At 63.8% G+C, this 26882-nt stretch carries 25 protein-coding genes; 7 read left to right on the top strand and 18 right to left on the bottom strand.

Translation table 11 applies throughout. From position 1 onward, the window contains the following. Positions 1 to 39: 39 nt before the first annotated feature. Complete coding sequence (gene argS, locus Q1A71_RS01980; RefSeq protein WP_299671154.1) at positions 40 to 1782, bottom strand: arginine--tRNA ligase; 1743 nt, start codon at positions 1780 to 1782, stop codon at positions 40 to 42. Between the two features lie 68 nt (positions 1783 to 1850). Then, the gene (locus tag Q1A71_RS01975; RefSeq protein WP_299671152.1) at positions 1851 to 2993 is read right to left on the bottom strand and encodes a deoxyguanosinetriphosphate triphosphohydrolase; all 1143 of its coding nucleotides are present in this window, start codon (positions 2991 to 2993) and stop codon (positions 1851 to 1853) included. 79 nt (positions 2994 to 3072) lie between these two features. On the opposite strand from Q1A71_RS01975, the gene Q1A71_RS01970 reads away from it, so the two are divergent. Continuing rightward, positions 3073 to 3396 (top strand): iron-sulfur cluster assembly accessory protein, encoded by a 324-nt coding sequence (locus tag Q1A71_RS01970; RefSeq protein WP_299671150.1) that lies wholly within the window; start codon positions 3073 to 3075, stop codon positions 3394 to 3396. Between the two features lie 32 nt (positions 3397 to 3428). Here the strand turns inward: Q1A71_RS01970 and Q1A71_RS01965 are convergent, their stop codons facing one another. Together Q1A71_RS01965 and Q1A71_RS01960 are read right to left on the bottom strand one after the other, a co-directional pair. Then, positions 3429 to 4478: a hypothetical protein gene (locus Q1A71_RS01965; RefSeq protein WP_299671149.1), complete on the bottom strand. Its 1050-nt coding sequence runs from the start codon at positions 4476 to 4478 to the stop codon at positions 3429 to 3431. Between the two features lie 81 nt (positions 4479 to 4559). Beyond that, positions 4560 to 4841 carry a DUF6749 domain-containing protein gene (locus Q1A71_RS01960; RefSeq protein ID WP_299671147.1) on the bottom strand — a complete coding sequence of 94 codons (282 nt, stop codon included), beginning with the start codon at positions 4839 to 4841 and terminating at the stop codon, positions 4560 to 4562. A gap of 348 nt (positions 4842 to 5189) precedes the next feature. Between Q1A71_RS01960 and xth the strand changes: the two genes are divergently transcribed. After that, positions 5190 to 5972 carry an exodeoxyribonuclease III gene (xth, locus tag Q1A71_RS01955; protein ID WP_299671145.1) on the top strand — a complete coding sequence of 261 codons (783 nt, stop codon included), beginning with the start codon at positions 5190 to 5192 and terminating at the stop codon, positions 5970 to 5972. A gap of 342 nt (positions 5973 to 6314) precedes the next feature. Here xth and Q1A71_RS01950 read toward each other — a convergent pair whose 3' ends face one another. The 3 genes from Q1A71_RS01950 to Q1A71_RS01940 all read right to left on the bottom strand — a co-directional run bounded on the left by Q1A71_RS01950 (position 6315) and on the right by Q1A71_RS01940 (position 9801). Further along, positions 6315 to 7697 (bottom strand): peroxidase family protein, encoded by a 1383-nt coding sequence (locus Q1A71_RS01950; RefSeq protein ID WP_299671143.1) that lies wholly within the window; start codon positions 7695 to 7697, stop codon positions 6315 to 6317. Positions 7698 to 7947: 250 nt separating this feature from the next. Beyond that, on the bottom strand, positions 7948 to 8532 hold the full coding sequence (locus Q1A71_RS01945) for an HNH endonuclease (protein WP_299671140.1): 585 nt from the start codon (positions 8530 to 8532) through the stop codon (positions 7948 to 7950). Positions 8533 to 8745: 213 nt separating this feature from the next. Beyond that, on the bottom strand, positions 8746 to 9801 hold the full coding sequence (locus Q1A71_RS01940; RefSeq protein WP_299671138.1) for an alpha/beta fold hydrolase: 1056 nt from the start codon (positions 9799 to 9801) through the stop codon (positions 8746 to 8748). 128 nt (positions 9802 to 9929) lie between these two features. On the opposite strand from Q1A71_RS01940, the gene Q1A71_RS01935 reads away from it, so the two are divergent. Then, positions 9930 to 10937, top strand: coding sequence for an AraC family transcriptional regulator (locus Q1A71_RS01935; RefSeq protein ID WP_299671135.1), 1008 nt, complete (start codon positions 9930 to 9932; stop codon positions 10935 to 10937). A 38-nt stretch (positions 10938 to 10975) separates the two neighbouring features. On the opposite strand, the gene Q1A71_RS01930 is transcribed toward Q1A71_RS01935, so the two are convergent. From Q1A71_RS01930 to Q1A71_RS01915, 4 genes are read right to left on the bottom strand one after another with little or no spacing between them, the layout of a single operon-like run. Further along, positions 10976 to 12067, bottom strand: a complete 1092-nt coding sequence (locus tag Q1A71_RS01930; protein ID WP_299671133.1) for a PAS domain-containing sensor histidine kinase — start codon at positions 12065 to 12067, stop codon at positions 10976 to 10978. Between the two features lie 60 nt (positions 12068 to 12127). Next, positions 12128 to 12793 carry an alpha/beta fold hydrolase gene (locus tag Q1A71_RS01925; protein ID WP_299671130.1) on the bottom strand — a complete coding sequence of 222 codons (666 nt, stop codon included), beginning with the start codon at positions 12791 to 12793 and terminating at the stop codon, positions 12128 to 12130. Further along, complete coding sequence (locus tag Q1A71_RS01920) at positions 12790 to 13422, bottom strand: DNA-3-methyladenine glycosylase 2 family protein (RefSeq protein ID WP_299671128.1); 633 nt, start codon at positions 13420 to 13422, stop codon at positions 12790 to 12792. Before Q1A71_RS01920 ends, Q1A71_RS01925 begins: the two co-directional genes overlap by 4 nt. After that, positions 13419 to 14162, bottom strand: a complete 744-nt coding sequence (locus Q1A71_RS01915; RefSeq protein ID WP_299671125.1) for a precorrin-6A/cobalt-precorrin-6A reductase — start codon at positions 14160 to 14162, stop codon at positions 13419 to 13421. Before Q1A71_RS01915 ends, Q1A71_RS01920 begins: the two co-directional genes overlap by 4 nt. A 75-nt stretch (positions 14163 to 14237) precedes the next feature. On the opposite strand from Q1A71_RS01915, the gene Q1A71_RS01910 reads away from it, so the two are divergent. Further along, positions 14238 to 15461, top strand: coding sequence for an MFS transporter (locus Q1A71_RS01910; RefSeq protein ID WP_299671122.1), 1224 nt, complete (start codon positions 14238 to 14240; stop codon positions 15459 to 15461). 12 nt (positions 15462 to 15473) lie between these two features. On the opposite strand, the gene Q1A71_RS01905 is transcribed toward Q1A71_RS01910, so the two are convergent. The 4 genes from Q1A71_RS01905 to cysS all read right to left on the bottom strand — a co-directional run bounded on the left by Q1A71_RS01905 (position 15474) and on the right by cysS (position 20268). Continuing rightward, on the bottom strand, positions 15474 to 16244 hold the full coding sequence (locus tag Q1A71_RS01905; RefSeq protein WP_299671120.1) for a squalene/phytoene synthase family protein: 771 nt from the start codon (positions 16242 to 16244) through the stop codon (positions 15474 to 15476). Then, the gene (locus Q1A71_RS01900; protein WP_299671118.1) at positions 16234 to 16965 is read right to left on the bottom strand and encodes a class I SAM-dependent methyltransferase; all 732 of its coding nucleotides are present in this window, start codon (positions 16963 to 16965) and stop codon (positions 16234 to 16236) included. Before Q1A71_RS01900 ends, Q1A71_RS01905 begins: the two co-directional genes overlap by 11 nt. Continuing rightward, positions 16962 to 18584, bottom strand: a complete 1623-nt coding sequence (gene cimA, locus Q1A71_RS01895) for a citramalate synthase (RefSeq protein WP_299671115.1) — start codon at positions 18582 to 18584, stop codon at positions 16962 to 16964. Before cimA ends, Q1A71_RS01900 begins: the two co-directional genes overlap by 4 nt. 217 nt (positions 18585 to 18801) lie before the next feature. Then, complete coding sequence (cysS, locus tag Q1A71_RS01890; RefSeq protein WP_299671113.1) at positions 18802 to 20268, bottom strand: cysteine--tRNA ligase; 1467 nt, start codon at positions 20266 to 20268, stop codon at positions 18802 to 18804. Between the two features lie 223 nt (positions 20269 to 20491). On the opposite strand from cysS, the gene Q1A71_RS01885 reads away from it, so the two are divergent. Beyond that, positions 20492 to 21664 (top strand): aminotransferase class I/II-fold pyridoxal phosphate-dependent enzyme, encoded by a 1173-nt coding sequence (locus tag Q1A71_RS01885; protein ID WP_299671111.1) that lies wholly within the window; start codon positions 20492 to 20494, stop codon positions 21662 to 21664. A gap of 71 nt (positions 21665 to 21735) precedes the next feature. Here Q1A71_RS01885 and Q1A71_RS01880 read toward each other — a convergent pair whose 3' ends face one another. Further along, positions 21736 to 22341, bottom strand: a complete 606-nt coding sequence (locus tag Q1A71_RS01880) for an outer membrane beta-barrel protein (protein WP_299671109.1) — start codon at positions 22339 to 22341, stop codon at positions 21736 to 21738. Between the two features lie 407 nt (positions 22342 to 22748). Between Q1A71_RS01880 and Q1A71_RS01875 the strand changes: the two genes are divergently transcribed. After that, positions 22749 to 24287: a trimethylamine methyltransferase family protein gene (locus tag Q1A71_RS01875; RefSeq protein ID WP_299671106.1), complete on the top strand. Its 1539-nt coding sequence runs from the start codon at positions 22749 to 22751 to the stop codon at positions 24285 to 24287. A 112-nt stretch (positions 24288 to 24399) separates the two neighbouring features. On the opposite strand, the gene Q1A71_RS01870 is transcribed toward Q1A71_RS01875, so the two are convergent. Beyond that, complete coding sequence (locus Q1A71_RS01870; RefSeq protein WP_299671945.1) at positions 24400 to 24594, bottom strand: hypothetical protein; 195 nt, start codon at positions 24592 to 24594, stop codon at positions 24400 to 24402. A gap of 305 nt (positions 24595 to 24899) precedes the next feature. Between Q1A71_RS01870 and Q1A71_RS01865 the strand changes: the two genes are divergently transcribed. Continuing rightward, positions 24900 to 25412 carry an RNA polymerase sigma factor gene (locus Q1A71_RS01865; protein WP_299671104.1) on the top strand — a complete coding sequence of 171 codons (513 nt, stop codon included), beginning with the start codon at positions 24900 to 24902 and terminating at the stop codon, positions 25410 to 25412. A 1062-nt stretch (positions 25413 to 26474) separates the two neighbouring features. On the opposite strand, the gene Q1A71_RS01860 is transcribed toward Q1A71_RS01865, so the two are convergent. After that, positions 26475 to 26873 (bottom strand): GIY-YIG nuclease family protein, encoded by a 399-nt coding sequence (locus Q1A71_RS01860; RefSeq protein WP_299671102.1) that lies wholly within the window; start codon positions 26871 to 26873, stop codon positions 26475 to 26477. Positions 26874 to 26882: the final 9 nt, after the last annotated feature.

The raw sequence follows: 26882 nt of genomic DNA, 5'->3' as shown, positions 1-26882 counted from the left end.
TCTTAGTCGTTTGCCTGCCCTGGCGGAGGTCGCGATTTGTTACCGCATTTCCTGCGCCGGTGTGACGCCGAGAATACCAAGACCAGCTGCAATTACAACGCTGGTGGCCCGCGCGAGGGCGATTTTCGCCGCTGTGACTTTTGGGTCATCCTGCACGAAGCGCAGGGAGGGCACGTCGTTGCCCTTGTTCCAGAGCGCGTGGAAGGTGCCCGCGAGTTCATAGAGATAGAAGGCAACCCGGTGCGGCTCGTTGCTCTGCGCCGCAGCCTCGACGAGCCTTGGCCATTCCGCCAGCTTAGCCGCGAGCCCCAGTTCCGCCTGGTGATCCAGCAAGCCGAAATCGGCGGCCTGCAGCGCGGCATCATCAACAGCGACCCCGGCGTCGGTGGCCTTACGCAGTACCGAGGCCACACGCGCATGGGCGTACTGCACGTAGAACACCGGGTTCTCGCGGCTCTGCTCCATAACCTTGTCGAAGTCGAAATCGAGCATCGCGTCGTTCTTGCGCGTGAGCATCACGAACCGCGTCACATCCGGCCCCACCTGATCCACCACGTCGCGCAGGGTCACAAAGGTCCCCGCCCGCTTGGACATCTTGAAGGGCTCGCCGTTTTTGAAGAGCTTCACGAGCTGGCAAAGCTTGATGTCAAGCGGTATTGCGCCCTCGCTCAGCGCCGAGACGGCCGCTTTCATGCGCTTGACATAGCCGCCATGGTCCGCACCAAAGACGTCGATCAGCGCATCGAAGCCGCGTTGCACCTTGTCATAATGATAGGCGATGTCGGGTGCGAAATAGGTCCAGGAGCCGTCCGACTTCTTGACGGGCCGATCCACATCGTCGCCATGCTCGGTGGATTTGAAGAGCGTCTGCTCGCGCGGCTCCCAGTCCTCGGGCGTCTTGCCCTTGGGGGGCTCCAACACACCTTCGTAGATCAGACCCTTGTTGCGCAGATCGTCGATGGCTGCTTCGATCCGGCCGGTCCCGTAGAGCGATTTCTCCGAGTAGAAGACATCCATCTCGACCCCGAGCGCTTTGAGATCGGCGCGAATGAGATCCATCATTGCATCCGTCGCGAACTCGCGCACCTCGGTCAGCCAGAATTGCTCGCCCTTGTCGACATACGCATCGCCGACCTTGTCCTTCAGCGCCGCGCCCACCGCGATCAGATAGTCACCCGGATAGGTGCCATCGGGGAAGGCCACCTCTTGACCATGCGCTTCGAGATACCGCAGGTAGACCGACCGCGCGAGCACATCCACCTGCGCGCCACCATCGTTGATGTAGTACTCGCGGGTGACATCATAACCCGCGAACTCCAGCAGCGAGGCCAGCGCATCCCCAAAAACCGCACCCCGCGTGTGGCCCACGTGCAGTGGCCCGGTGGGGTTGGCGGAGACGTATTCCACGTTGATCCGCTTGCCCTGACCCAGCGTGGCCCGGCCGAAATCGGGCCCCTCTGCCAGAACCCCCGCGACGATGCCGTGCCAGACCGAGGGCGCCAGCCGCAGGTTCAGAAACCCGGGCCCCGCCACCTCGGCGCTGATGATCCGGTCATCGTTGATCAGCCGTTCGGCCAGCGCTTCGGCAATGTCGCGCGGCTTCTGGCCCGCCGGCTTCGCGAGGACCATGGCCGCATTGGTCGCCATATCACCGTGGGCCGCATCGCGCGGGGGCTCAACCGTGACATTGGTAAGGGACAGACCATCGGGCAGCTGCCCGCCAGCCACCATGGCCTGCAGACAGTCCAGAACAAGCCCGCGGATATCGGCAAAGAGGTTCATGACAGCGTCCTTCGGCAAATACTGGCGCGGTGTATCACGCATTGGCTGCGGGTCAACCGCGGGGACACCTAGGCGGCGCCGATCAGCCGCTCATGCTCCTGCAGTGCGAAGCGGTCGGTCATCCCGGCGATATAGTCCGAGACAATCCGCGCAAGCGCCACCTCGCTCCCCGCTTCCTCCACGTCCTTGCGCCATTGCTTTGGCAACTGATCGGTGTGTGTCATGAAATAGGGAAAAAGCTCTTCCACCACACGGGTGACCCGCGCCCGCATCTCCACGACGCTGGGCGCGCGATACATTCGGTCAAACAGAAACGCACGGATCACCTTCAGATCGGCAAAGACCGGATCGGAGAAGCGGATGATCGTCTGCCCCGCCGCGCGAACTTCATCCACCGATTGCGGCTGAATCTGAGCAAGCCGGGTCTGGGCAAAGCCGATGACATCTTCCACCAGAATGCCAAAGAACCGGCGGAGCGCCTCGTGCCGCCGGCGATAGTAGTTCAGCCCGGGATAGAAGTCGTCGACCGCGCCAAAGCACCGGTCCAGGATCGGCAGCTCGGCCAATTCGTCGGTCGAAAACAGTTCCGCCCGCAGCCCATCATGCAGATCGTGGTGATTGTAGGCAACGTCATCCGAAATCGCCGCCACCTGCGCCTCGGCACTGGCAAAGGTATGCAGTTCCAGATCAAGCTGATCATTGCAAGTCTTTAGGGCCCAAGGGATCTCTCCCGTCACCGGGCCGTTGTGCTTGGCCAGCCCCTCCAGCGTCTCCCATGTGAGATTCAGCCCGTCGAAATCCGCATAGTGGCGCTCCAGATGGGTCACGATACGGATCGCTTGCGCGTTGTGATCGAAGCCACCGTAGGGCGCCATCAGGGCGGAAAGCGCGTCCTCGCCCGTATGTCCAAAGGGCGTGTGGCCGAGATCATGCGCCAGGGCGACCGCCTCGGTCAGTTCCGCGTTCAATCCCAGCGCGCCAGAGATCGTGCGTGCCACCTGCGCCACCTCGATCGAGTGGGTCAGACGGGTGCGATAGTAGTCGCCTTCGTGTTCAATAAAGACCTGCGTCTTGTGCTTGAGCCTGCGAAAGGCGCTGGCGTGGATGATCCGGTCCCGGTCACGCTGAAAACACGACCGGAAGGTGCTTTCCTCCTCCGGCACCCGCCGTCCCCTGGCCTGTGCCGGATCAGAGGCGTAAATCGCCATCATGGCTGGTCCTTGTCGCCTGTCCTGGGAGTTTCTATATTGCAGTCCATAGTTGAATGAAACCGTGTCCCGGAGGCCGCTGATGCAACTCCCGCCGAAAGTCACATCCCGCGCGTTCGACCGGCTCGCCGAGATCGGCGCGGCCACCGAAGGCAAGGCCCTGCGTGTCGCGGTCGAAGGCGGAGGCTGCTCGGGGTTTCACTATGAAATCGTACTGGATGAGCCCCGCGACGATGACCTGATCCTCGAGGGCGCCGGACAGAAGGTGGTCGTCGATGCGGTCTCATTGCCGTTTCTAGGTGGCGCGACCATCGACTTCAGCGAAGAGTTGATCGGGGCGCGCTTCATCATCGACAACCCCAATGCGTCAAGCTCCTGTGGCTGTGGAACGTCTTTCTCCATGTAGATGAAGATCGCCTCCTACAGGACTGTTTTCACTTATACATCTGCGCGAGAGAATCCTTCGAAGAAGGCATCGAACCGATCAGAGGATTGCTCGGCTTCACTGAGGATATCCTCACCATCCACTCCTATGGCGTCGGACATCGCTTGTCGCATCTCACTCCAGTCGCTGCTGCGCGCGGGGCCAAGGTGAAACATACATTCCGACATTGCCCGCAACGGGCTGCGACGGGTGGTGTGACGCAAGATGTGCAGCCCTGATTGTGACGGCACACCCGGGAAACTGGGGCGGTCTGCAAAAAGCGCCCACCAGCTGGTAACAAGATATTCGTGATAGGCATCTGAGGTGCCGGCCACCCGGTCGCTCAGCGTGAAGCCGCGCATCTGGCCAGCAATCCAGTCTTCCCAAATTGCGCTCGGGCGTTTGCCGGCAAAACGCATGGCGACACAGGTTTCGGCGAGAAGATCAACATCCTGATCGAGATAGGCCAGAAGCCCTGCGAACTCGAGGCTCACTATGGTGGCCTCATTGAGGCCCGGATCTTTCACGCCGTAGTCCGACAGATAGAAGATGATATGAGTCAGCTCATAGGCCGCCTTTTTGTTTGGTAGGGCGAAGGTCTCCGAGCGGTCGATGAATTTGTGCAGCCGGGTCTGGAGGTGCGGGTCCTCTACCGCGGCACCCCGGCGGCCGAGCAACCGTTGGGCTTCGGCCCGTTGCAAATCCGACAATTCGGCCTCGACAAGACCGTTCTTCGCCACCCAGTTGCACAGCGCCGTGCCCCTGCTCTGGCCGATCCCCAGATCTTCGAGATCAAGGCATATCGACAGCAAGAAGCGGTAGTACTGCGGAAAAAAATGCAGCCGTTCTTCCAACCCATCGTAGATCCGCCGATACGGTTCAAACGCATTGTCTGACAGCATCGCGCCACTCGACGCCAGCACATTCAGTACTTCGGCGTTCTCCTTCAGCCAGAAAACGTCATCTGGCTGACGACGATTGCGGGCGAAGTTTCCGATCAGAAGCGCTTGGCGTTGTGCCAGAGTTGGTCTGCGCGGCAACCCCAGAGAGACGACGTTAGACATGGGGGTTCTTCCTTTGTCCTGCAGGGTTGCCGCGCATGGCGTCTGGTCCGGCACCCAAAGGCTCCCGGACCAAGGCTAGAGTTACATGGAGGTCGTGAAAAGACCGGTGGCATCGCCGGAGAGCGCATCGCGGCCCTGCACCATGCTGGTGGTGAACTGGCCAGTTTCCGCGCCCGAGAGCGTATCGACCGACGGGCACATTGAGGTCGTGAACAGGCCGGTTGCCTCTCCGCTCATCATGTCGGATCCTGCCGGCCCCATGCTGGTCGTAAACAGATCTGTCCCCTTCCCGCAGTGCAGGTCTGTTTCACAGTCAAAGGTCTCTTCAATGGTGGATGTTTTCAGTAAAGCGTTGGTCTTCATTGCATATCCCTTTCAAATGAAGTTTTCGCCTCGCAACGCTTGCTCGTTTAAGGCGAGTTTCCAAGATTTTTTCGCGTTAAGAATGTGTTAACACTTGGTTATCCACAGCAGGGTCTGCCTCTAGGGCGCGATAGATGCTTGAAAGTTGCAGGGGAGAAATTGGTTAATTTTTTTTTATCCACAGTGGATAACTTTGGGGATATTAACGGTTTTGGGCCAATCTGGATTAACTCTTAACAAGAATCACTTGCTCTCACTCGCCTCTAACGAGTGATCTACCCAGGATAGCCTCTTGCTCTGGGGCGGGCGCTGCGCGATAGCTTGGGCGCAGACTGGGGGATGGACCGGATGAAAATTGCGACGTTCAACATCAACGGAATCAAGGCGCGGATCGCGGCCCTGCCCGAGTGGCTGGACGAGGCGCAGCCCGATGTTGTGGTGCTGCAGGAGATCAAGTCGGTGGATGAGGCCTTCCCCTCCGAGCTTTTCGAAGAGCGCGGCTACAACGTCGAGACGCATGGGCAAAAGAGCTTCAACGGCGTGGCGATTCTGTCCAAGCTGCCGCTGGAGGATGTCACCCGGGGTCTGCCCGGCGACGACGCGGATGATCAGGCGCGCTACATCGAGGCCACCGTAGTGGGGGACCATCACGCGCTTCGCATCTGCGGGCTCTATTTGCCCAATGGGAATCCGACACCGGGCCCCAAGTACGACTACAAGCTGGCGTGGATGGCCCGATTACAGGCCCGTGCGGAGGCGCTTTTGGCCGAAGAAACCCCGTTTTTGATGGCGGGGGACTATAATATCATCCCTCAGGCGGAAGACGCGGCCAATCCGGACAGCTGGCGGGACGATGCGCTCTTCCGGCTCGAAAGCCGTACGGCCTTCCGGCAACTCGTCAACCTTGGGCTGACCGATGCCTTCCGCGCACGCACGCAAGGCGCCGGGCACTACAGCTTTTGGGACTATCAGGCGGGCGCCTGGAATCGCAATCTCGGCATCCGGATCGATCACCTGCTGCTCTGCCCGCAGTCGGCCGACCTGCTGCAGGACTGCGTGATCGACAAGGATGTTCGCGGGCGCGACAAACCCTCAGATCATGTGCCGGTCTGGGTGGAGTTGGCGGCATAGCCCTCGCCGGACAGGCGGACCCGAAGGCCCGACAATAGGTTCACCTACAGCCATTGGCACCCACCAAGATCCGGCGTCGGTGCAACGTCGGTATTACGTCGGTGTAGCGTCGGTATTACGTCGGTGTCTGGACCGATTTTCATCACTTCGGCAGGGCGAGACGCCAAGTCTTAAGATATGGTGACACAACCGTACGTTGCTTCAGAAAGTTAACGGGCGCGCTGATCTCCCGCTCGGTGGTTCAGACGCCATTAACCACGATTGCAAACCGCCGGACGGGTGCCGCGGGGCGCCGCCACTGATCGGCCCGGCGCGCATCTGCGCGCCGGGCTGGCGGTGGCCTCAGCCACACATCAGAGATTTGGGATCCTTGATGTGGCCGCGATGCTTCTCGACGTAAGCCGCGATGCCGGCCATACAGCTCGGCTGCCCGCCGAAACCGCCCCACGGCTTGAAGTGCGGGATGTGCAGGTAGGTGGTGGAATCCCGCTTCAGCAGGTTCGCAAAGACTGCGGCCACGATCGTGCCGCCGACACCGGTCAGCTTGCCGCCGCCGTGCTCCTGCGCCTCTTGCAGCGCATAAAACCACAGGGGGGTCTTGGTGATGCCCTTGGCCTTCAGCGCATCGGGCACATGCACGTGCTTGTCGATGCCGAGGCGCGCCGCCGCCTGCTGGCCGCTGGCCAGTTGATAGGTATAGCGGTCGCGCACCATGTTGCGCAGCGCGAGGTTGCGCGACTGGTCCACCGTTAGCGTGTGTTCGATCTCGGCCAGATCAATGGTGCTGTTTACAAAAGGCAGCATGAAGAGAGGCTCGCCCAGTTTCGGCCCGACCGGACGCGCCTTCTGAGCCGCGGCCTTTCCGGTCATCCCGAAGAACATGTGCATGTCCATATTGTTCGTCGGGGGGCGCTTGCCGAAGCCCACGGTGTCGAAGAGGCCCACCGCCGTCTTGGACTCCTGCATCGCGTAGGCGAACTGCGTCGTCGCGTGGCCGAAGCGATAGCAGGCGCCGGTAAACTCAACCGGCATCACGGGCGCGTCCCAGCCAAAGAGATGGTGATGCAGCGCGTGATCGAGGCAGGCCTGATCGACAAAGGCCGGCAGCAGCTCGTTCCAGACGATCCACTGGTAATGCAGCCGGATAAAGCGGCGCACCTCTTCGAAGTTTGCAAGCTTCGGCGCCACATGGTCGTGCCAGACGTGCTTGGCAATGCCGTCGTGGGCGCAGGCCTTGATGTCCTTGGCCTCGTCGCCGTCTTCGACCCGCTTGCTCATCAGGATGTTGTGCAGCTCGATGAAGAGGCCCTGCACCTGGGCCACGATCACATTCTCATCGTTGCGCGGATCGCCGATCAGCGCTTTGCCGGCGCAGGTGCGCGCAAGATCCAGCGGGTTCTCGTGGCGACCGAACATCAGCATATGGTCCTGCGCGCCGGCGCCGTAGAGATGCGGCGAGGCCTCCGGACCGGCGCCGTAGACACAGTCGAGATCCAAGCTCGGCGTGCGCACGTTCGGGATGGTCGCAGGGTCGATCCGCGTGCCAAGTGCCGAGGTCGCATCCAGCGTGATGTCATGATCGACGAACTGCCCCAGGAAGGTCATCCCCGCGTCGGCGTGGCCATCCTCGTTGTCAGTCGCCCGCATGGTCTGCGACAGGTCATCCAGCGCATGGATCACATCGGCATGGGTGATGTTCTTGATCTGCACCGGATTGGGCGGCATGAGCCGACCCAGGGTTTGCGCAAAGGGCTTCGATGGCCCCCCACCTTGCAGACAGATTTTATTGAGTTGGTCGAGCCGAGACAGCCCATGATGCCTACCTGACACAATGCATCTCCTTGAAATAACAATTTTAAAATAACTTCAAAAATGGTGGTCATGCCGCACGAATATTGCGCGGCACACGGCGTAGCTAGCACAGCTTTGTGGGAATTTCAACGATTACGGGAGGTATGGGCGGGCCGGGGGCGGGTCAGGCTTCCAATTCGGCATCCCAATAGAGGAAGTCCATCCAGCTCTCATGCAGGTGGTTGGGCGGGAACTTTCGGCCCATGTTGCGCAGCTCTTCCGCGCCCGGCTGGCGCGGGGGTTTGCGCAGCGAGAGCCCGGTGCGGTGCAGCGGTTTGGAGCCCTTTTTCAGGTTGCAGGGCGAGCAGGCGGCCACCACGTTCTGCCAGCTGGTCACCCCACCCGACGAGCGCGGCACCACGTGATCGAAGGTCAATTCCCCCCGCGCGCCGCAGTACTGGCAGCGGAATTCGTCCCTCAGAAATAAATTAAAGCGCGTGAAGGCCACGCGCTTTTGAGGTTTGACATAGTCTTTCAGGACGACCACCGATGGGATCCTGATCTCGGTGCTGGGGCTTCGGACGATGTCGTCATACTCGGCAACGATATCCACCCTGTCGAGCCAGGCCGCCTTGACCGCCTCCTGCCAGGGCCAGAGCGACAGCGGATAGTAGCTCAGCGGCCGGTAGTCGGCGTTCAGCACCAGAGCGGGCCTGTGCCTGAGGCTCGCGGGATTGCGCGTGAAGTCCGTTCTGAAATCGCCGTCCATGGTCGGGCACACCCCTTGCCGATTTGCCTCTCTCTTTCGCGCCTGCCGCGCCACCAGCGCGCGAGTCTTTTTATGACTATATATCGTGGCCATAAGCTGGCAAGCCCCAGTATGACCACAAGATGTCGCAGAACCGTTAAGATGATTCCGTGACGTCTCGATGACAGTTATCCACAAGGCGTCTGGCCCGGTGTGCCGGGCCAGCGCTGTGGTTTAGCCCTGGGGGATCACGTCGGTTGCGCGAAGGTGGTCCATGATCAACTCAAAGATGTGATCGTGTTGGGCCATGCGCTCGTCATGGGCTTTGATGCAGACGATTTCGTCGCCCGGCGCCTCGCGTTTGAGCACGGCATAGCCCTCATCGGTGCAAATGCCCATGTAGTCGAAATGGCCCGCGTCCACGACTTCGATATGGGTGACCAGATCGGCGGGGAGCGCGGCGGCAAGCGCGCGGGATTCAACGTCCTGGTCCAGCATGTCGCCGCGGCCCGCGCCGAGCACCAGCACGGGCATGTCGATCTCGGCGAGGCTTTCGGGCGCAAAGGTCTGCGCGCCGCCGAGGTCCATCGGGATCACGGTCCGGATGCGCGGGTCAGATCGGTCACTCTGCAGCGCGTCATGATCGGCGGGGTCGGCGCCCACCTTCCACATGTCGATGACTTCGCAATCGGTGCGCGTTGGTGACTTAGCACAGCCCGCGGCGTAATGTGCCACGTCATGGCGCGCCCCCGCCGCAGCCATCACGGTGTAGCCGCCCAGCGAGTGGCCCGCGGCAGCAACGCGCGTGGGGTCGATGTGATCGGCAAACCGCGGGTCCGTCAGCGCTTCATCGAGCGCAATGCTGAGGTCAGTGGCGCGCAGCCAGAGTTGACGCGCGTGGTCGGGGTCGCGGTCAAAGCTGGTGGTACCGGGGTGGTTGGGCTGGATCACGATGACCCCTTCGGCGGCCAGCCGTTTGGCGAGCCACGCCTGGTTCATGGTGTTGCCGTACATCCCGTGGCTGATCAGGACGACGGGGAAGAGCCCTGGCGCGATCCCGGCGTCGAGATGGCCCGAGACGTCGCGCCAGACCGCGCTGCCGCGCAGCAGGTCCTCGGGCCCCTCCGCATGGGAGGGGTACCAGACGCGGCCTTGCATCTTGCGGTCCATATCGGGGTATGCGGCTTTGAATTCGGCCACGGCGGGCGCGAAATCCGACGCCTCCCCCGGCAGGGCAAAGCCGATGGCGAGCAAGGCGGACAGGCAGAGTTGGTGAAGATTGGTATTCATGTAGGACCTCGTAGACTTGGTGGTTGCGATGATCCCGACTTGAGCAAAGTCTCGTTTTCGGGCAATGCCTTGGCTGTCCTGAAACGGCTTTCAGGACAGAGGACACGCAATCGAGGACAGCTTTCGGCATGATCTCCGTGCCCCTGCCCCTGTTTCTGACCGGTCTGTCGGCGATCTTCGGCGCGCTGGTGCTGACGCGGGCCTGGCTGCCCGGAGCGGCAAAAACCTTCCTTGCGTTGCTCGCAGCGTTGATCATGGTCGAGACGCTGCTGGTGGCGCTGCGCTTTGCCTATGAGGTGGAGGGTGTTCTGGTCATCCAGAGGCTCTTGCCGTTCTGGATCGGGCCACTGCTCTATCTGGGCTATATGGCGCTGTCGGACCGGGCCGCGCGGCTGCAGCCCGCAAGCCTGCTGCACCTCGGCGCGGCGGCGGTGCTGACGGCGATTGTCGCCGCGCTGCCGCCCATTCGGGTGGCGCTTGATGCGATGATCGGGGCCAGCTACGCGATCTATGCGCTTTTGCTGCTGCGGCTCTGGCGCGGCGGGCCGGACCGGCTGTCGCAACTGGGGCTGGCGCATGTGGGGTTCATGCGGCGCATGATGCTGATGGGCGCCGGGCTTCTGGGGCTCACGCTGGTGATGGACACGCTGATCGCTCTGGATTTTGCGCGCAATGACGGCGCGAATGTCGGTCGCCTGCTGTCGTTCGCCAGCCTGCTGCTCATTGCCATGCTGGCTGCGGCGACTGTCATCAGCCTGCGCAGGTCCACCAGCCCGCCGCCCTCCGGCGCCGCGCGGAGCGAGGACGCAGCGCTGACGGAACGAGCCGAGGCCTATCTTGAGGAAAGCCGCCTCTTTGTCGATCCGCAACTGTCTCTGACACGGCTCGCGCGACGCTTGGGTGTCACAGACCGGGCGTTGTCAGAGGCCATCAACCGCAGCCGGGACAAGAATGTCTCGCAGTTCATCAATGGGTTTCGCGTGGCCGAGGCGGCGCGCCTGCTGCGCGAGACCGGTGATGCGGTGGGAGCCGTCGGCGAGGCCGCCGGGTTCCTGACCCGCTCGAATTTCTACACCGAGTTCAACCGGGTCACGGGCCAGAGCCCGGGTGCCTATCGCAAAGCGCAGCGGACTTAGCCCAGCTGCGGGGCCGGTGACCTGTCGGCCACCCCCCGTCAGGCCGCGCCGGAGGCTTCGCCGGTGATGTCTTCGGTGAGCGAGCCGGGCAAGGTAATCGTCACCACGGCACCACGGCCCTCAGGCGCGTTCGCAGCCTTGATGGACCCGCCCCGCGCATGGATGAGCCGCCGGACGCCGAGCAGGCCAAAGCCGCTGTCGACCCGCAACTGGCCGCTGTCCAGAAAGAGCAGAGCCGGATCGCTGAAGCCGGTTCCATTGTCCGACAGGACAATTTGGAAGAACCCGTCTCCACTGTCAGTTACCCGGATGTCGAGCGTGAGCTGCGTCGCGATGTTGGGGCCGCTGGCGCAGTGTTTCATTGCGTTGTCGATGAGGTTGCGCAGGATGATCTGGGTGGCCGCGCGGTCGCCTTCCACGATGCCGGCCTCCAAGGTGAGCGAGGTTCGCCCCATCGGGTCGAGCACGCTGATCACATCGCTCGCCAGCTCTGCGAAGTCGAAGCGCACCGTATCGTGCACCAGCGACGACGCCTCGGCATGGGCCAGCACATCGCTGATCAGCCCACTGGCCTTGGTGCCGATATCCTCCAGCAGGTCGATCAGTTCGAGCTTGCCGTCGCCGAGATCCTCGAAGTCCTCGCGGAGCATCTCGGCGATGTACGTGACGTTCCGCATCGGCGCGCGCAGATCATGAGCGGCCAGTTCGATGTAGTTCTGCATCTCATGGGTCTGGGCGGTGATCGCCTCCTGCGCCTCGCGCGCGTCCTGCCCGCCCGAGACGGCGACAGAGGAGCCGACGAGACGCAGCACCGCGCCGCTGTCGTCGCAGACGGCGCGCAGCGTGGTGCGCACAAGCCGGGCCTCGCCCCAGATCGGCAGGCGGGTCTCATAGGCCATGACCTCGCCCGAGCGCATCGCCTCGCAGTGGTTGGCAAAGACGCTTTCGCCCAGCGGGCCCGGGTAGAGCTCGGCCGCGGTGCGGCCCAGGATATCCTCGCAGGGGCGGCCCAGGATCTTGCAGGCGTAGGCGTTGAAGGCCGCGTAGCGCGGAACACCGCTCGCATCGGGTTCAAGGACGAACACCGGATGCTCCACGAGATCGAGGATATCTGTCTCAGCTTTAGGCACGCGCAGAGCTTGACCGAAGGATGCTAATGAAGTGTTTAGATTTGCCGCGCAGAGCCGGTGTCAGAGCCCAAGTTTGTCCCGCATGAAGGCCAGTGCGACGGAGAGACCGTCGGGCGCGATGCCGTGGCCCGTGCCTTTCATGATGTGGGCATAGACGTCCTGCCAGCCCGCCTCCTGCAGCGCTTCAGCGGCTTGCGGCAGCGATTGTGGGGGGACCACATCATCCGCGTCGCCATGCACCAGCAGGACCGGTGGGCGCACGACCACCTCATCAGCGAGGGTTTCGGGGCTGAGCAACCGGCCTGAGAAGGCGACGATGCCTGCCACCGCATCCTCGCGGCGCGGGGCCACATGCAGCGCCATCATGGTGCCCTGGCTGAAGCCGAAGAGCACCACCTGTTCGGGCAGCACGTCTTCATCGACCATGAGCGCGTCGAGAAAGGCGTTGAGGTCATCGACCGCCTGCATCATCGAGCGCTCGGATTCCTCTTCGGACGAGCCGTCGATCCAGGGGATCGGGAACCACTGGAAGCCCATCGGCGCCCCGGCGCATGCTTCGGGCGCATCTGGGGCGACAAAAAGCGTGTCGGGCAGGTGTTCGGCCAGCGGCTCGGCGAGGCCCAGAAGGTCGGCCCCATTGGCGCCATAGCCATGCAGGAAGACCACGACCGAGCGCGTGTCGCCTGAGACCGGCGCGCGGCGGCCTGCGTTGAGTACCCGTGTCATATGATGCCGTCCCTCTGTTTGATGTGCCGGTAGTAGGTAAAGAAGAGGCGTGCCGCAACCGCGCGCCAGGGCGACCAGTCTTCGGCCATGGCCCGCAATGCGCGTTCGGTGGGGCGCTCGGGCAGGTCATAGATCGCCTTTGCGGCTTCCTGCAGGGCCAGATCGCCCGGCGCGAAGACGTCGGCGCGGCCCAGGGAAAACATGGCATAGATCTCGGCGGTCCAGACGCCGATGCCGGTGACCGCCGTGAGGGTCTTGATGACCTCCGCGTCAGGGGCCTGGCGGAGTGCGTCATAGTCGATGCCCGCGTCGGCCAGCGCATGGGCATAGCGGGCCTTCTGGCGGCTGAGGCCCAGGGTGCGAAGGTCGTCCTGGCTGTGGCGGAGGACGGTTTCCGGCGTGGTGACACCTGCCGCCTCGAGGTTGGCCCAGAGCGCGCGGGCGGAGGCCACGCTGACCTGCTGGCTCACGATGGCGCTGAGCAGTTCGGCGAAACCATCGGGCTTGCAGCGCAGCGGCAGCGGGCCGCAGGCGGCGAGGGCCGTGGCAAGCCGCGGGTCGCGGGCGGCGAGCCAGGCGGCCCCTTCGGCCACATCCGCATCGGTCTCGACGATCCGCCCCACGCTCATGCGTTGGCTTCCCAGGCCAGCGCTTCGCTCACGGTTTCAACCACCGTCGAGGCCGGGGGCGGTGCCGGGCGTTCGATCATCGCCACGGGCAGGCCGAGGCGGCGGGCGGCGAGCAACTTTGATATGCTGGCACTGCCGCCGACGTTGCGGCAAATCAGCCGGGAGATGCGCAGCTCGCGGAAGAGCATCTCCTCATCGCCCTGCGAAAACGGCGGTGTGCCTTCCACATAGGTTACGAATTTGAACGGCGGCGGTTCCGTCTGTGGTTGCGTCTGGCGCAGGAAGAGCACCCGGCCGCGAAAGCCCTTGAACTCGTCCAGTGTGGCGCGGCCGGTGTTGCTGAAGACGCGCGCACCGGGCGGGATGTCTTGCGCCGCGCGTTTGACGCTGCGGTAGCTGTTCCAGGTGTCGAGTCGCGAGGCCCGCCAGGGCGGGCGCAGCACCCGCAGATAGCGCAGGTCCCGCGCGCCGCAGATCATCGCGGCCATGCAGGAGAGCTCGGCATCGAAAGCGTGGCTCGCGTCGATCACGGAGGTCACTTTTTGCGCCACCATCCAGTCGTTCAGGTCCATCTGATGCGCAAACGGCCCCACCCGCGTGGGGACCGGCAGAGGGTCGAAGGAGCGTTCGGGCTCTGGTAGGCTGGCGATCACGTCACGGCCGCGTTCCCGCAGCCGGACCACAATTCCATGCGCCTCGCGCGCGCCCGCCATCACCAGGATCGTCCCACTGCCTGTCATGTCGCGACTCTAGGCCACAAGACGGGCGAGGCAAGAGGGCTTGCCCCGACGTTGCAAGGGGACTACGCAAGGCGCATGACCGCAGTCGACGACAGCCGCGCCAAGCGCAATGTGATGGTGCTCGTGATGGCGCAGGCCTTTCTGGGCAGCCAGATCACCATGATTTTCGTGATCGGCGGGCTGGCGGGACAGCAGATGGCGGTGAATGCCTGCCTGGCCACGCTGCCGATCTCGATGATCGTCTTTGGGTCGATGACAACAGCCCCCTGGCTCTCCGGTCTGATGCAGCGTTATGGGCGGCGCGCGGGGTTTGTCGTCGGCGCGCTCGGCGGGCTTGTTGGGGCTGCGATCTGTGCCTATGCGCTGACGCTGTCGAACTTCTGGATCTTCCTTGTGGGCAGTTACCTGACCGGTATCTATATGTCATCTCAGGGGTTTTTCCGTTTTGCCGCCGCCGACACCGCCTCGGACAGCTTCCGGCCCAAGGCGATTTCCTATGTGATGGCGGGTGGGCTGCTCTCGGCCATCATCGGCCCGCAACTGGTGGGCTATCTCACCAGCGCGAACCCCGATGCGACCGTCATGCGGTTCTTCCCGGTCTATATGGCGGCCATGGCGCTCAACGTGCTGGGCATGCTGCTCTTTGCCTTCCTCGACATCCCCAAGCCGCCGAAACCCACCGAAGACTCGCCGCACGGGCGGTCTGTGATGGAGCTGTTGAAGACACCGCGCATCGCCGTTGCCGTCATCTGCGCGATGGTGTCCTACGCGCTGATGAACCTGGTGATGACCTCGACACCGCTGGCCGTCGTGGGCTGCGGCTTTGCGGTGGCGGATGCGTCCAATGTGGTCACGGGCCACGTGCTGGCGATGTTCGCGCCCTCCTTCTTCACTGGACATCTGATCGTGCGTTTCGGGGTTGAGCGGATCATGGGGCTGGGGCTGCTGATCCTCGGGGCCGCAGGGGCCGTGGCGCTCTCGGGCGTGGAGCTTGGACATTTCTTCGTGGCACTCATCCTGCTTGGGCTCGGCTGGAACTTTGGCTTCATCGGAGCGACCACGATGCTGGCCGGCGCGCATGCGCCGCATGAGCGCGGGCGGATACAGGGCGTGAACGACCTGCTGGTCTTCGGCGGCGTGACACTGGCCTCGCTGTCCTCTGGCGGGCTGATGAACTGTTCGGGCGGTACCCCTGAGGAAGGCTGGGCCGCGGTGAATATCGCGATGATCCCGTTCCTCGTGCTGGCTGGCTGTGCGCTGATCTGGCTGGTGATGCGGCCCAAGCCGCAAACGGTCTGACCCACCAGGCCGCTAGATACGGCCGGTCAACCGCGCGCGGATGAGCGTGAGGCTGCGCGCAAGCTGTGGTGTCACCAGATCCCCCCGGGCCACGCGCTGCGGCTGCCGCGCGATGGCCTTCAGGATGCCGCGGGCGCGCCAGCCGCTCAGCAAGACCAGCCGGGACGCTTTGCCGAGCGCGCGCTGCGCGGTGAGGTCGGCGAGGGCCGCCCGTGCCAGCTGCGCCAGCTTCTCGGGACGGCCGTCATACATCGGGCGTTTGCCGCGCGCCTCAAGCTCTGGCAGGGCGCACATCCAGTTGGCCAGGGCCACCGCACGGGTGGTCTTTCGGAGCGCCACTTCCTCCGCAGGTGCGGCCCCCAGGGCCTGTGCCGCGGTCCAGAGGAGCGTACCCGTGGTGGCATCGAGATAGCGCCACATCTCTGCCTCATCCTCGAAGGGGTCCGATCCGATGTCCCAGCGGCGCGCGTCGACCAGCCCGTCAAGCGCGCGCGCCTGATCGGGCGTCAGCACGTCCGACAGCGGCGTGACCACCTCGTGCCGACGCGGGGTGCGGCCCTCTGAGATTTCTTCGAGCGCGTCGCGCCACCATTGCAGGCGCATCTCGGCGATCATCGGCTCCTTGGTGACCCAGGGCGCCCGAGAGACTTCGACGTTGAAGGCGTAGAGCGGAAAAAGGATGCGGCGGGCGGCGACGGGGCTCGCCATGGTGGCGGCAAAGCGGTCGGCGTCGCCCTGTTGCACCAGGGCAGCGCAGGCGTTGAGGTCCGCGTCAAACGTCATCCGGTTGCACGACGCTCAGCAGATAGCCAAAGCTGTCCTGATGCGCGCGCCAAATGTCCACTTCGCGGCGCGCTTCGGCGAGGACCTGCTGCATTTCGGGGCTGTCGCCGGGGGAGAGTTTTGCGACCCGCTGGTCGAGGGGGCCGTAGTAGTTTTCCCAGGCTGTGGCCGAGAGTTTGCGGGTGCCCAGCGTGCGGTAGCCCGCGGCACGGACCTGAGCGTCGATTCCCGCCGCGTCGGTCATGGCCGGGTATTCGTCATTCCAGAGATCAGCGGCGGCCTGCGGGCGGTCCTCGGTGAACCAGCACGGCTCGGAGAAGGCGACAACGCCGCTCGGCGCCAAAGCGATGCGCCAGGTTGTCAAACCTTCCGTGATCCCGAGGAAGTAGAGCGCACCGGCGCACCAGATCAGATCGAAGGGGCCGGTGATCTGGGCCATATCGCCGTTGCTCAGCGTCACTGCCGGGTCTTGCCCGTGCAGCGCGCGCGCTTGTTCGATGAAATGGGGATATTTGTCGAGCGCGGTGACATGGCCATCGGGCGCGCTGGCGCGCAGGGCGGCGATGTCCGCGCCCGGTCCGCAGGCGGCGTCGCAGAGGCGCGCAGTCTTTGGCGTTCCTGCAAGGTGGGCGGCCCAGGTCACATCCGCCGGTTCGCCCGGACCCTCGCGCGGCAGATCGCAATGCAGGGTGAAGAAGGCGTCCCGATAGGCGTCGCTCATGACCGGTTGGTCCTGTCGCGCAGGATTTTCCAGCGGATCGCGTCGAGCAGCGCCTCGAAGGAGGCATCAACTATGTTGGGCGAGACACCGACGGTGGACCAGCGCCGCCCCTGCCCGTCTTCGCTGTCGATGATGACGCGCGTGATCGCCTCGGTGCCGCCTTGCGTGATACGCACCTTGAAGTCAACGAGGCGCATGTCGTCTATGATCTCCTGATAGGGTCCCAGGTCCTTGGCCAGCGCTTTCGCCAGCGCATTGACCGGGCCGCGGTCGGAGCCCAGCTCATCCATGGACTCGCTGACGGAGAGTTTTTTGCCGCCGTCGATTTTCACGACGACGACGGCCTCGGAGAGGCTGATCATCTTGTCGTATTTGTTTTTGCGGCGCTCGACCGTGACGCGGTAGCGCTTGACCTCGAAGAACTCCGGCATCTGGCCGAGCGTGTCGCGCGCGAGCAGTTCGAAACTGGCCTGCGCGGTGTCGTAGGAGTAGCCTTCTGCTTCGCGCGCCTTGATCCGGTCGAGGATCAGGCCGAGCGCGGGATCACCTTTCTTGACGGTGATACCCGCATCCCCGAGGCGTTTGCGCAGGTTCGACTGGCCCGCCTGGTTCGACATGGGGATGATGCGGCTGTTGCCCACATCCGCAGGGTCGATGTGCTCGTAGGTCGTGGGGTCCTTCAGGATCGCGGAGGCGTGCAGCCCGGCCTTATGGGCGAAGGCCGAGGAGCCCACAAAGGCCGCTTGCCGGAAGGGCACGCGGTTGAGGATTTCATCCAGCATCCGGCTGATGCGGGTGAGGCCTTTCAGTGCGTCGCGGGTGACGCCGATTTCGAAGCGGCTGGCGTAGGGCTCTTTCAGCAGCAGGATCGGGATGAGCGCGGTGAGGTTGGCGTTGCCGCAGCGCTCGCCCAAGCCATTGAGCGTGCCCTGGATCTGCCGCGCGCCCGCGTCGACGGCGGCCAGTGTGCAGGCCACCGCGTTTTCGGTGTCGTTGTGGGTGTGGATGCCGAGGTGCGTGCCAGGGATGCCGGCAGCGATGACATCCGATGTGATGCGGCGGATGTCTGCGGGCAGCGTGCCGCCGTTTGTGTCGCAGAGCACCACCCAGCGGGCGCCTGTCTCATAGGCGGCCTTGACCGCCTCCAGCGCGTAGACGGGGTTGGCGCAATAGCCGTCGAAGAAGTGTTCCGCGTCGAAGAGCGCTTCGCGCCCCCGGGATGTGAGATGGGCGATGGAGCGGGCGATGTTCTCGGTGTTCTCCTGTTCGGAGATGCCCAAGGCCGCGCGCACGTGGAAGTCGTGGGTCTTGCCGACGAGGCAAACGGCCCGGGTGCCTGCGTTGAGGACGGCGGCGAGCACGTCGTCATTTTCCGCGGAGATCCCCGCGCGCTTCGTCATGCCGAAAGCGGTCATCGTCGCGCGTGTCTTAGGCGCGGCCTCGAAAAAAGCGCTGTCGGTCGGGTTGGCGCCGGGCCATCCGCCTTCGATGTAGTCGACGCCGAGCGCGTCGAGCGCCTCGGCGATGGCGCGTTTCTCCTCGGTGGAGAACTGCACGCCCTGGGTCTGCTGACCGTCGCGCAGCGTGGTGTCGTAGAGAGTGAGACGCTCGCGGGTCACGTCGGTCTTCCCCAGCGGCGGCCTAAAGCCCGCCGAACCTGTCGGCTGGCAGGTACGGTGGGCCTTGGGCCACCGGTGCGCGGGTGATCAGCGAAGCAGGCTGGCCACTCATTCGTTAGTCCGGGCTGCAAGCCCGGACAGCGCCCGACCCTGCCCGCGGGAGGGCGCTTCACGCCCCCCGCGGCTCGGGAGCTGGCCTTGACACGAGATGTAATTGTCATCGCAAAGCTTCCAGCTTCAGAGGGTCAATTGTGTCTTTCATCAAAGTCGCTAATCCTGAGTTGACTCCGGCTTTGGTTTTAGTGGCTCGTAGTTCAACACCCTCCCCCAAAGCCGCGGTTTTCAGAGCATCAGCGGAAGCCCAATTTTTCTCTCTGCGATAGCTGAGCCAACGGTGGACCAAAGAAAAGGAAGCTTCTTTAAGGCTCTCATCAATCTCTCCCCAACCAACGACTCCAACCGTGGGTTGGTAGTCGATGCCTTCTTGCAAGAAACCGCCGTCTTCAATCTCAACTGAAAAAAGCTTCGCCCATGGGCGCTTGGCAATTTCCGCCAGATCAAAGCCCACAAGCTTGGCGGAGCTATACAGTTCGCGCCGCCTGTCGTCGTCCGCCATTTCCTGCAAAAGTCGTATGGCTTCGCGGGTCATCAGGTCATCGGAAAGCGCTTCCACAACATCGTCAGCAGGCGGGTCGCTGTTTTCCTCCGCGAGCTCTGCCCACTGCCGTAGCGTGTTAACGGCCTCCTCCCGCTTCTTCTCGGTCCAGTCCATCGGCTTGCGATAGTGCGTGGACAGCATCACGAAGCGGATCACCTCGCCTGGCACGCCTTGGTCCAGCAAATCGCGCACGGTGAAGAAATTGCCCAAGGACTTGGACATCTTCTTGCCCTCGACCTGCAGCATCTCGTTGTGCATCCAGATGTTCGCGAAATCATGGCCCGCGCATTTGGACTGGGCGATCTCGTTCTCGTGATGCGGGAACTGCAGATCAATGCCGCCGCCGTGGATGTCGAAACGCTCGCCCAGCAGGTCGTGCGCCATGGCGGAGCATTCGATGTGCCAGCCCGGGCGGCCGCGGCCCCAGGGGCTGTCCCATCCGGGGGTGTCTGCGTCGGACGGCTTCCAGAGCACGAAATCCATCGGATTGCGCTTGTAGGGGGCCACTTCGACGCGGGCACCGGCGATCATGTCATCGACAGACCGACCGGATAGTGCGCCGTACTCGGCATAGCTGTCCACAGCGAAGAGCACGTGGCCCTCGGCCTCATAGGCATGGCCCTTGGCGATCAGCCCGTTGATCATCTCAACCATATGATCAATGTACTGCGTCGCACGCGGCATGGCGGTCGGCTCGAGCGCGCCGACGGCGGCCATATCCTCGAGATACCAGCCGATGGTCTCCTCGGTGATGTCACCGATGGCCCGCCCCGTCTCGGCAGCGCGGGCGTTGATCTTATCCTCCACATCCGTAAAGTTGCGCACGTAGGTGACGTGGTCCTGCCCATAGACATGGCGCAGCAGCCGATAGAGCACGTCGAAGACGATCACGGGTCGCGCATTACCCAAATGCGCCCGGTCATAGACCGTCGGACCGCAGACATACATGCGCACATTCTCTGGGTCGATCGGCGCAAAATCGACCTTCGTCCGGGTCCTGGTGTTGTAGAGCTTGAGTGTCGTCATGACAGGCGTCCTTGCGCGGGTATGGCGCGGGCTTAGCAATCTTGGAAGGGGTTGGAAACGACCTAAAACTGCCCGCGGTGTGCGATCAGCAAATAATAATGCAGCAGATGAGCGTGCGTTGGGTCATGCGCTTCCCTAGCCCGGAGCAGCGGCAGCGGTCAAGGCCGATTGACGAATCGCGGGGCCTCTGCGCCCCTGCCCGGCAAGGTAGATGGAGGCGGCGATGCAACGATCACAGCGGATCAGGGGGCTGACGGGGGGTGGCTCGGACGGGTGGGACGTGTTCCTGAAAGCGCGCCGGATGATCGCCGATGGCGTCGACGTGACCGAGCTGACCATCGGCGAGCATGACATCCGCACCGCGGCCCCCATCCTGCAAGAGATGCACAGCGCGGCCATGCGCGGGCACACCGGCTATGCCGCGGTACCCGGCACCGTCTCCTTGCGCGACACGGTAGCAGCGCGGGTGCAGGCGCGCACGGGCGTGCCCACGACGCGCGACAATGTGGTGATCACACCTGGCGGGCAAGCGGGGCTGTTTGCGGCGCATATGGCGGCCTGTGACCCCGGCGACAGGGCGCTCTACATCGACCCCTACTACGCCACCTACCCCGGCACGCTGCGCGGTGCGGGCGCTGTGCCGCAGGCGATCCGGACGCGGGCGGAGGATGCGTTTCAGCCGCGCGCAGAGGCCATACGCGCCTATTCGCGAGATGCGGCATCACTGCTGATCAACACGCCAAACAATCCCACCGGTGTCGTCTATGCCGACGCGACGCTGGAGGCGATTGCGGAGATTTGCCGGGAGGATGATCTGTGGCTGATCTCGGACGAGGTCTATGACACGCAGGTCTGGGAGGGGCGCCACCTGTCACCGCGCGCCCTGCCGGGCATGGCGGAGCGCACGCTGGTTGTGGGGTCGATGTCGAAGTCGCATGCGATGACCGGCTCGCGCTGTGGCTGGATCGTAGGGCCCGAGGAGACCATTGCCAATCTGATCACCCTGGCCACGCATACGACCTATGGCGTGCCCGGCTACATTCAGGATGCCAGCGTCTTTGCGCTGCAGCAGGGCGCGGATTTTGAGGCGCAGATCGCAGCCCCCTTCCGGCGCCGCCGGGCGCTGGCACAGGACCTGCTGTCACGGCAGAACACCGTCGGGCTGATCCCGGCGCAGGGGGCGATGTATCTGATGCTGGATGTGCGCGCGACGGGCATGACCGGTGAGGCCTTCGCCTACGATCTGCTGGAGGCGCACCACATCGCCGTCATGCCGGGCGAAAGCTTTGGCGCATCTGCGGCGGGGCACATACGGGTGGCGATGACGGTTGAGGACGCGGCTTTTGCCCGCGCACTTGAGACGCTCTGCGCCCATGCGGAGCGGCGCGCCGCGTGATGGCCTGGTAAGACCCGGCACCTTGGGAGCGGTGCCGGGTCCCGATCCGGGGGGAGGAGGAGGCAGTTAAATCAGAACTGCCAGGATGCCCGGATGGTGAAGGTGTCGGCTTCGGCGTCCACGCCAGCCGCGCCACCAATGTCGGAGAAGTCGTGCATCAGATATTCACCGGACACGATGAACTGTTCCGTTGCCTTGTAGGACACGCCCAGACCGTAGAATTCGCCTGTGTCGCTGCCCACAGAGGTGTCCAGATCGGCCCAGCCTGCGGTGGCGTAGACCAATGTGCGGCCGAAGTCATAACCGCCGCGGAGCTTTGCGCGCCACACGGAATCGACGGAGGCGTCGCCCGGATCGAGATCGACACTGGCGTCGTCATAGTCAAGCTCGCCGCCCACGACCCATGTGCCGAAGTCATAATTATAACCGGCATGCAGACCGTAAGTGGTGTCATCTCCACCGACACCGGCGAGACCGTTTTCACCGTCGACATCCAGATTGCCGACCTGCGCACCGGCGTAGAAGCCTGTCCAGTTCCCGCCGGTATAGACCGGAGCGGGCGGCGGGGCGGTTGTCACGGGCTCGACCACGGGCTCATCCAACGAGCCGGCGAGAGCGGGTGCCGTCATAAGGGTGGTCGCGGCGATCGCGGCTGCTGCACTCAAAAAAGTCTTCATTGTCATGTCCTTATTTTGGGATCCCGGATGGCGTTTTGCGCCATCCTCATGGGCATAACTGTGGATGGCGCCATTTGGTTCAATAGGCAGCCGATCAATCAAAAGTGAGGTGGCGGAAATAGGCTCAAACCGCGCTGCGTCGGCCTGATTTGTCGGCGGGTCTTCGCTGCGTTCCTGTGCCACATGCAAAAGGGCGGAAAACGACACCGGGTCGCAAACGCGCTTGACCGGTCTGAGCGACAGACGGCAGGCTGGGCGCAGGAGGAGACAGAACCGCCCATGCAGGACGATCTGAGCAAGATCACACTGATCGTGCGCACCATCGGTGCCGAGCGCGGCCGTGCGGCGCGGGGTCGCCCTTTGGCGGGATAAATCCAATCCCTCCCCTTTTCTTTCAGGACGACCCCATGACACATCGCACACAAACCCGCAGCGGGGGCCGCTCGGCCCGGCGCGCCGCGCGCGCAGCCCCGCTCGCCGCCCATCTCCGCCCGATCCGCCCGGGCATGTCCGGCGGGACCTACCGGCCCCTGACCGCAATCGATATGGACAACATCCATGGCGCTGCCTTGCTGGCGCTGGAGGAGATCGGCCTGGCCGATGCCCCGGCCTCCGGCATCGCGTATCTGACCGGCGCGGGGGCCGTCCGGGGCGAAGACGGACGCATCCGCTTTCCCCGGGCCCTGGTGGAGGACACCATCGCCCGCGCCAACCGCACCGTCACCCTGATGGGGCGCGACCCGGCGCATGATATGGAGCTCTCCGGAGCGCGGGTGCACTATGGCACCGCCGGGGCCGCCGTGCATCTGGTCGAGGTGGACGGGCGCAGCTATCGCGAATGCGGCGTGCAGGACCTGCATGACGCCGCGCGGATTGCCGACACGCTCGACAACATCCACTTCCTGCAGCGCCCGATGGTGTGCCGTGACATCGCTGACAATCTGGAGATGGATCTCAACTCCATCTACGCCTGCTGCGCGGGCACCACCAAGCATATCGGCACCTCCTTCACCGATCCGAGCTTTGTCGCGCAGGGGCTGGAGCTTTTGCACATGATCGCGGGAGGTGAACAGGCCTGGCGCGCGCGGCCCTTTGTCAGCAACACCAATTGCTTTGTCGTCCCGCCGATGAAATTCGCCACGGAATCCTGCGAGGTGATGGAGGCCTGTATCTGCGGCGGGATGCCGGTGCTGCTGCTCTCGGCGGGCATGGCGGGCGCGACGGCCCCCTCCACGGTCGCCGGAGCCATCGTGCAGGCGGTGGCGGAGTGCCTCGCCGGGCTGGTCTATGTCAACGCCGTGCAGCCCGGGCATCCGGCGGTGTTCGGCACCTGGCCCTTCGGGTTGGACCTGCGGACGGGCGCCATGACGGGCGGGTCGGGCGAGCAGGCCTTGCTGACGGCGGGCTGCGCGCAGATGCACAAATACTACGACCTGCCCGGTGGGGCCGCTGCAGGCATTGCGGATGCAAAGCTGCCCGACATGCAGGCGGGCTGGGAGCAGATGTGCTCCAACGTGATGGCGGGGCTTGCGGGGCTCAACATGGTCTATGAGGCGGCGGGCATGCATGCCTCGCTTCTGGGGTTTTGTCACGAGTCGCTGATCCTGGGCGACGATCTCATCGGCCAGGCGCTGCGTTGCGTGCGCGGCATCGAGGTGACGGAAGAGACGCTGGCGGTCGACCAGATCCGCGAGGTGTGTCTGGGGGGCCCCGGGCACTATCTGGGCACCGAGCAGACGCTGGGGCGCATGCAGCAAGACCACGTCTATCCGGCGTTCGGGGACCGGACCTCGCCCAAGGAGTGGGACGAACGGGGCAAGCCCGACCTGGTGGCGAAGGCCACAGCGCGCAAACATGAAATCCTCGGGCAGCGGGCGGCGGCGCGGCTTGACCCCGCAACTGATGCCGCGATCCGGGCCCGGTTCAGGATTCATCTGCCGGCGTAAGAGGGTGCCGCTGAATAAGAGGATGCCCGGCTCTTGGGGGAGAAACCGGGCATCCGCAGCCTGAGCGCCTGTGACTAAAATATAATCCGGCTCTGCTCAGGCCGGCTGGCTGTTAGGCCGGCATCAGGCCAGCTTCCTGTGCGGATTGCACTTCGGCTTCATCCAGCGCGCCGTCCGCGTTCAGGTCCATCGTGCTGAAGGACTCGGCGGTGATGTCCGGGTATGCTGCCTGAACCTCATCGATTGTCAGAACGCCATCGCCATTCGCATCCGCTGCCAGTTGAGCGAAGGCCGCCGAAGCGGACATCAGGGCAATGGCTGCGACTGTGGTTTTGGTGATCAGTTTCATTTGGGTACTCCCATTTAAGTTTGAACGTAAGTGTCCAAGGCGCTGCTCTGCGCCTCACAAGGGTAGATGCACCAAAGCCCGCTTTCGTCCCTGTTGCAGCGCAGCACGGGCCAATCGCGCCAATCCCCGCCGATTGGGACATGGGCCGGTGGCGGCTGCTCGCCGAAAAAGGCCGACGCAGGCCAATCGGCAAAAAGCCCCCGTCTGGCGCCCCCATATAGACCTGCGATGCTGGTCACGGTTCTCATGGAAAGGAGGCTGAGATGTCTTCGATACACGATATACCCGACATACCCGACGATCTGGACGCCTTGCTGCCGCGGTTGGCCGCGCGGGCCCGGCGGCTGAGCGACAGTGCTTGCGATGCCGACGACCTCGCCCAGGAGACGGCGCTGAAGCTCTGGGCGGCCTTGCGCAAGGGGGTCGAGGTCGAAGATATCGACCGCTATGCGATGACGATCCTGCGCAATCTGGCGCGCCAGCGGTGGCGGTCCGACCGTCCGACGGACCCGCTGGAGGAGGAGAGTGCGGCGGTGCCCCCGACGGCACCGGCGCGCATGGCCTGCGCCGATCTGGCCGCGGCCATCGAGCGGTTGCCGGATGCCCAGGCCGATCTGATGCGGCTGGTGATGGAGGGGGAGACCAGCCCGGCGACGCTGGCGGTTCTGACCAATGTGCCGCCGGGCACCGTGATGTCGCGGCTGGCACGGGCGCGGGCGCGGCTGCGCACGGAGATGGGCCTGGAGGGCAAGTCCGATGTCTCCGAACTGCTTTAGGGGGTGCGGGGAGCGGTATCGCCCCTCGCCTCTTCGTGTTTCAGAACGGGCGGAGGCGCGGCCGGTTCTCGTCGCGTGAGGCGATGTAGGTGGGGATGTCCTGCTGCCACAGCGTCTGCGCGCGCGGGGGGACCTGGACGTAGAGCGTACCGTCCACACCCTGCCAGCCCGCAGGGGCGCCCGGCGCCGTGTCGCCCTGGCTCGCCGCGCAGGAACAGCGCCGTCATAGTCCGGAGCAAAGGCCGCGGGGTCAGCGGCGACTTTGTCGCGGTTTTCTTCGGTGCTGAAATACCAGATGGCGCCGTTGCAGAAATGGTTGAACCGCTGTCGCCCTGAAGCGGCGTGCCGTCATGATCGGACCGGGTGTCGTATCCACTGATCGCAAGGGCCAGTTGATTGCCCGCCGCGCGGCTTGAGAGGTCAGGGCGACGGCGGTGGCCAGACCCGGTGCAAGTATGCTCTTCTTGATCGTGAGTGTTCGGCGTATGGGTGAAATCTCGAAACGAGACGCCCCGAGACCCAGCGGCAGGATGGCCCGCATGCGTCTGACATTTCTGTCCAGAAAGACCGATCTCGGCTTCCGCCGACCCGTCAGGGCGAGTTCGTTGGACACCGCGCCGCTCGCGCTTGACGGGCAAAAAAAAAGGGGCCGCGGAGGCCCCTTTGAGTGTCGCCGTTCAGGCTCAATATGTTAACCGCTCGGTATTGTTCTGCCTGCGGCCTGAACGTCGTCGGGGGCGAGCGCACCCGCCCCTTGTCCGGTGAGACATCTTTCGATGTCTCACCGAGCGGGAGAGAGTGGGTTTTCGAAGAAAACCTGCGGACTCCCGCCCGGCTGGTATCAGAGAGGCCAAGGTCCCACCCTGCCCCGCTCTAATTCAGTGGGAAACCGCGAGGTTTCCTGCGTCACCGGACAGAGCTGAAAACGACTTCGTTTTCTGCGGAGTCCGGCTCCGATTGTCCCAAGAGCAACCGCATCGCCGCCCGCTCCCGGTGTTCGTCGGGGTGCGGCCTGCCCGCAGGCAGAACCGCGACCCCTACACGTCCCCCAGGGACGCGTTTTCAATAGCAACCCAACGCGTTCGTCCCAAAGATCCCACCCATGGCGTGCTGGGTGTTAAGCGGCGGGCGAAACTCTTGGATCAATTGCTTTTCGGTGTCTTCTAGCAGTTCAGCCAGCAGGCCTCGTGGAGAGTAGACGAGCAGCGTCGTAGCGCCATGTCTCTTGGCTTCGCCACGGCGCTCATGACCGCTCAGACGGTTGTTCAAGTCGGTTGCCTTGCCTATGTAGATCGGGCTGTAGCCGAAAATCCCGCAAGCGCAAAAGAGGTAGATGTCACGATCGCCCTCCGGCTTGTAGTCTATCGGATACTCCGAGAACACAAACTGTCTACCCGCTGAGTTTGTCCACGTGCACTTTCCGTAATTCTCGGATAGTGCGTTTGTATTTCTCAGTATCATCAGCACTCT

It is taken from the genome of uncultured Roseobacter sp., assembly GCF_947493125.1.
GTDB lineage: Bacteria > Pseudomonadota > Alphaproteobacteria > Rhodobacterales > Rhodobacteraceae > Roseobacter.
The sequence above is the reverse complement of the archived record's forward strand: the minus strand, read 5'-3'. Positions and strand labels throughout refer to the sequence as shown.

Bases quoted from the DNA above. Each gene is read 5' to 3' on its own strand.
- Q1A71_RS01960 (WP_299671147.1), bottom strand. From the start codon at position 4,841: ATGAAGACCAACGCTTTACTGAAAACATCCACCATTGAAGAGACCTTT.
- Q1A71_RS01910 (WP_299671122.1), top strand. From the start codon at position 14,238: ATGACCGCAGTCGACGACAGCCGCGCCAAGCGCAATGTGATGGTGCTC.
- Q1A71_RS01975 (WP_299671152.1), bottom strand. From the start codon at position 2,993: ATGATGGCGATTTACGCCTCTGATCCGGCACAGGCCAGGGGACGGCGG.
- Q1A71_RS01940 (WP_299671138.1), bottom strand. From the start codon at position 9,801: ATGAATACCAATCTTCACCAACTCTGCCTGTCCGCCTTGCTCGCCATC.
- Q1A71_RS01920 (WP_299671128.1), bottom strand. From the start codon at position 13,422: ATGAGCGTGGGGCGGATCGTCGAGACCGATGCGGATGTGGCCGAAGGG.
- Q1A71_RS01885 (WP_299671111.1), top strand. From the start codon at position 20,492: ATGCAACGATCACAGCGGATCAGGGGGCTGACGGGGGGTGGCTCGGAC.
- Q1A71_RS01950 (WP_299671143.1), bottom strand. From the start codon at position 7,697: ATGCCGCCCAATCCGGTGCAGATCAAGAACATCACCCATGCCGATGTG.
- Q1A71_RS01945 (WP_299671140.1), bottom strand. From the start codon at position 8,532: ATGGACGGCGATTTCAGAACGGACTTCACGCGCAATCCCGCGAGCCTC.
- Q1A71_RS01905 (WP_299671120.1), bottom strand. From the start codon at position 16,244: ATGACGTTTGACGCGGACCTCAACGCCTGCGCTGCCCTGGTGCAACAG.
- Q1A71_RS01900 (WP_299671118.1), bottom strand. From the start codon at position 16,965: ATGAGCGACGCCTATCGGGACGCCTTCTTCACCCTGCATTGCGATCTG.
- Q1A71_RS01915 (WP_299671125.1), bottom strand. From the start codon at position 14,162: ATGACAGGCAGTGGGACGATCCTGGTGATGGCGGGCGCGCGCGAGGCG.
- Q1A71_RS01965 (WP_299671149.1), bottom strand. From the start codon at position 4,478: ATGTCTAACGTCGTCTCTCTGGGGTTGCCGCGCAGACCAACTCTGGCA.
- Q1A71_RS01860 (WP_299671102.1), bottom strand. From the start codon at position 26,873: ATGATACTGAGAAATACAAACGCACTATCCGAGAATTACGGAAAGTGC.
- Q1A71_RS01880 (WP_299671109.1), bottom strand. From the start codon at position 22,341: ATGAAGACTTTTTTGAGTGCAGCAGCCGCGATCGCCGCGACCACCCTT.
- Q1A71_RS01865 (WP_299671104.1), top strand. From the start codon at position 24,900: ATGTCTTCGATACACGATATACCCGACATACCCGACGATCTGGACGCC.
- Q1A71_RS01875 (WP_299671106.1), top strand. From the start codon at position 22,749: ATGACACATCGCACACAAACCCGCAGCGGGGGCCGCTCGGCCCGGCGC.
- argS (WP_299671154.1), bottom strand. From the start codon at position 1,782: ATGAACCTCTTTGCCGATATCCGCGGGCTTGTTCTGGACTGTCTGCAG.
- cysS (WP_299671113.1), bottom strand. From the start codon at position 20,268: ATGACGACACTCAAGCTCTACAACACCAGGACCCGGACGAAGGTCGAT.
- Q1A71_RS01935 (WP_299671135.1), top strand. From the start codon at position 9,930: ATGATCTCCGTGCCCCTGCCCCTGTTTCTGACCGGTCTGTCGGCGATC.
- Q1A71_RS01870 (WP_299671945.1), bottom strand. From the start codon at position 24,594: ATGTCCGCTTCGGCGGCCTTCGCTCAACTGGCAGCGGATGCGAATGGC.
- Q1A71_RS01925 (WP_299671130.1), bottom strand. From the start codon at position 12,793: ATGACACGGGTACTCAACGCAGGCCGCCGCGCGCCGGTCTCAGGCGAC.
- Q1A71_RS01970 (WP_299671150.1), top strand. From the start codon at position 3,073: ATGCAACTCCCGCCGAAAGTCACATCCCGCGCGTTCGACCGGCTCGCC.
- xth (WP_299671145.1), top strand. From the start codon at position 5,190: ATGAAAATTGCGACGTTCAACATCAACGGAATCAAGGCGCGGATCGCG.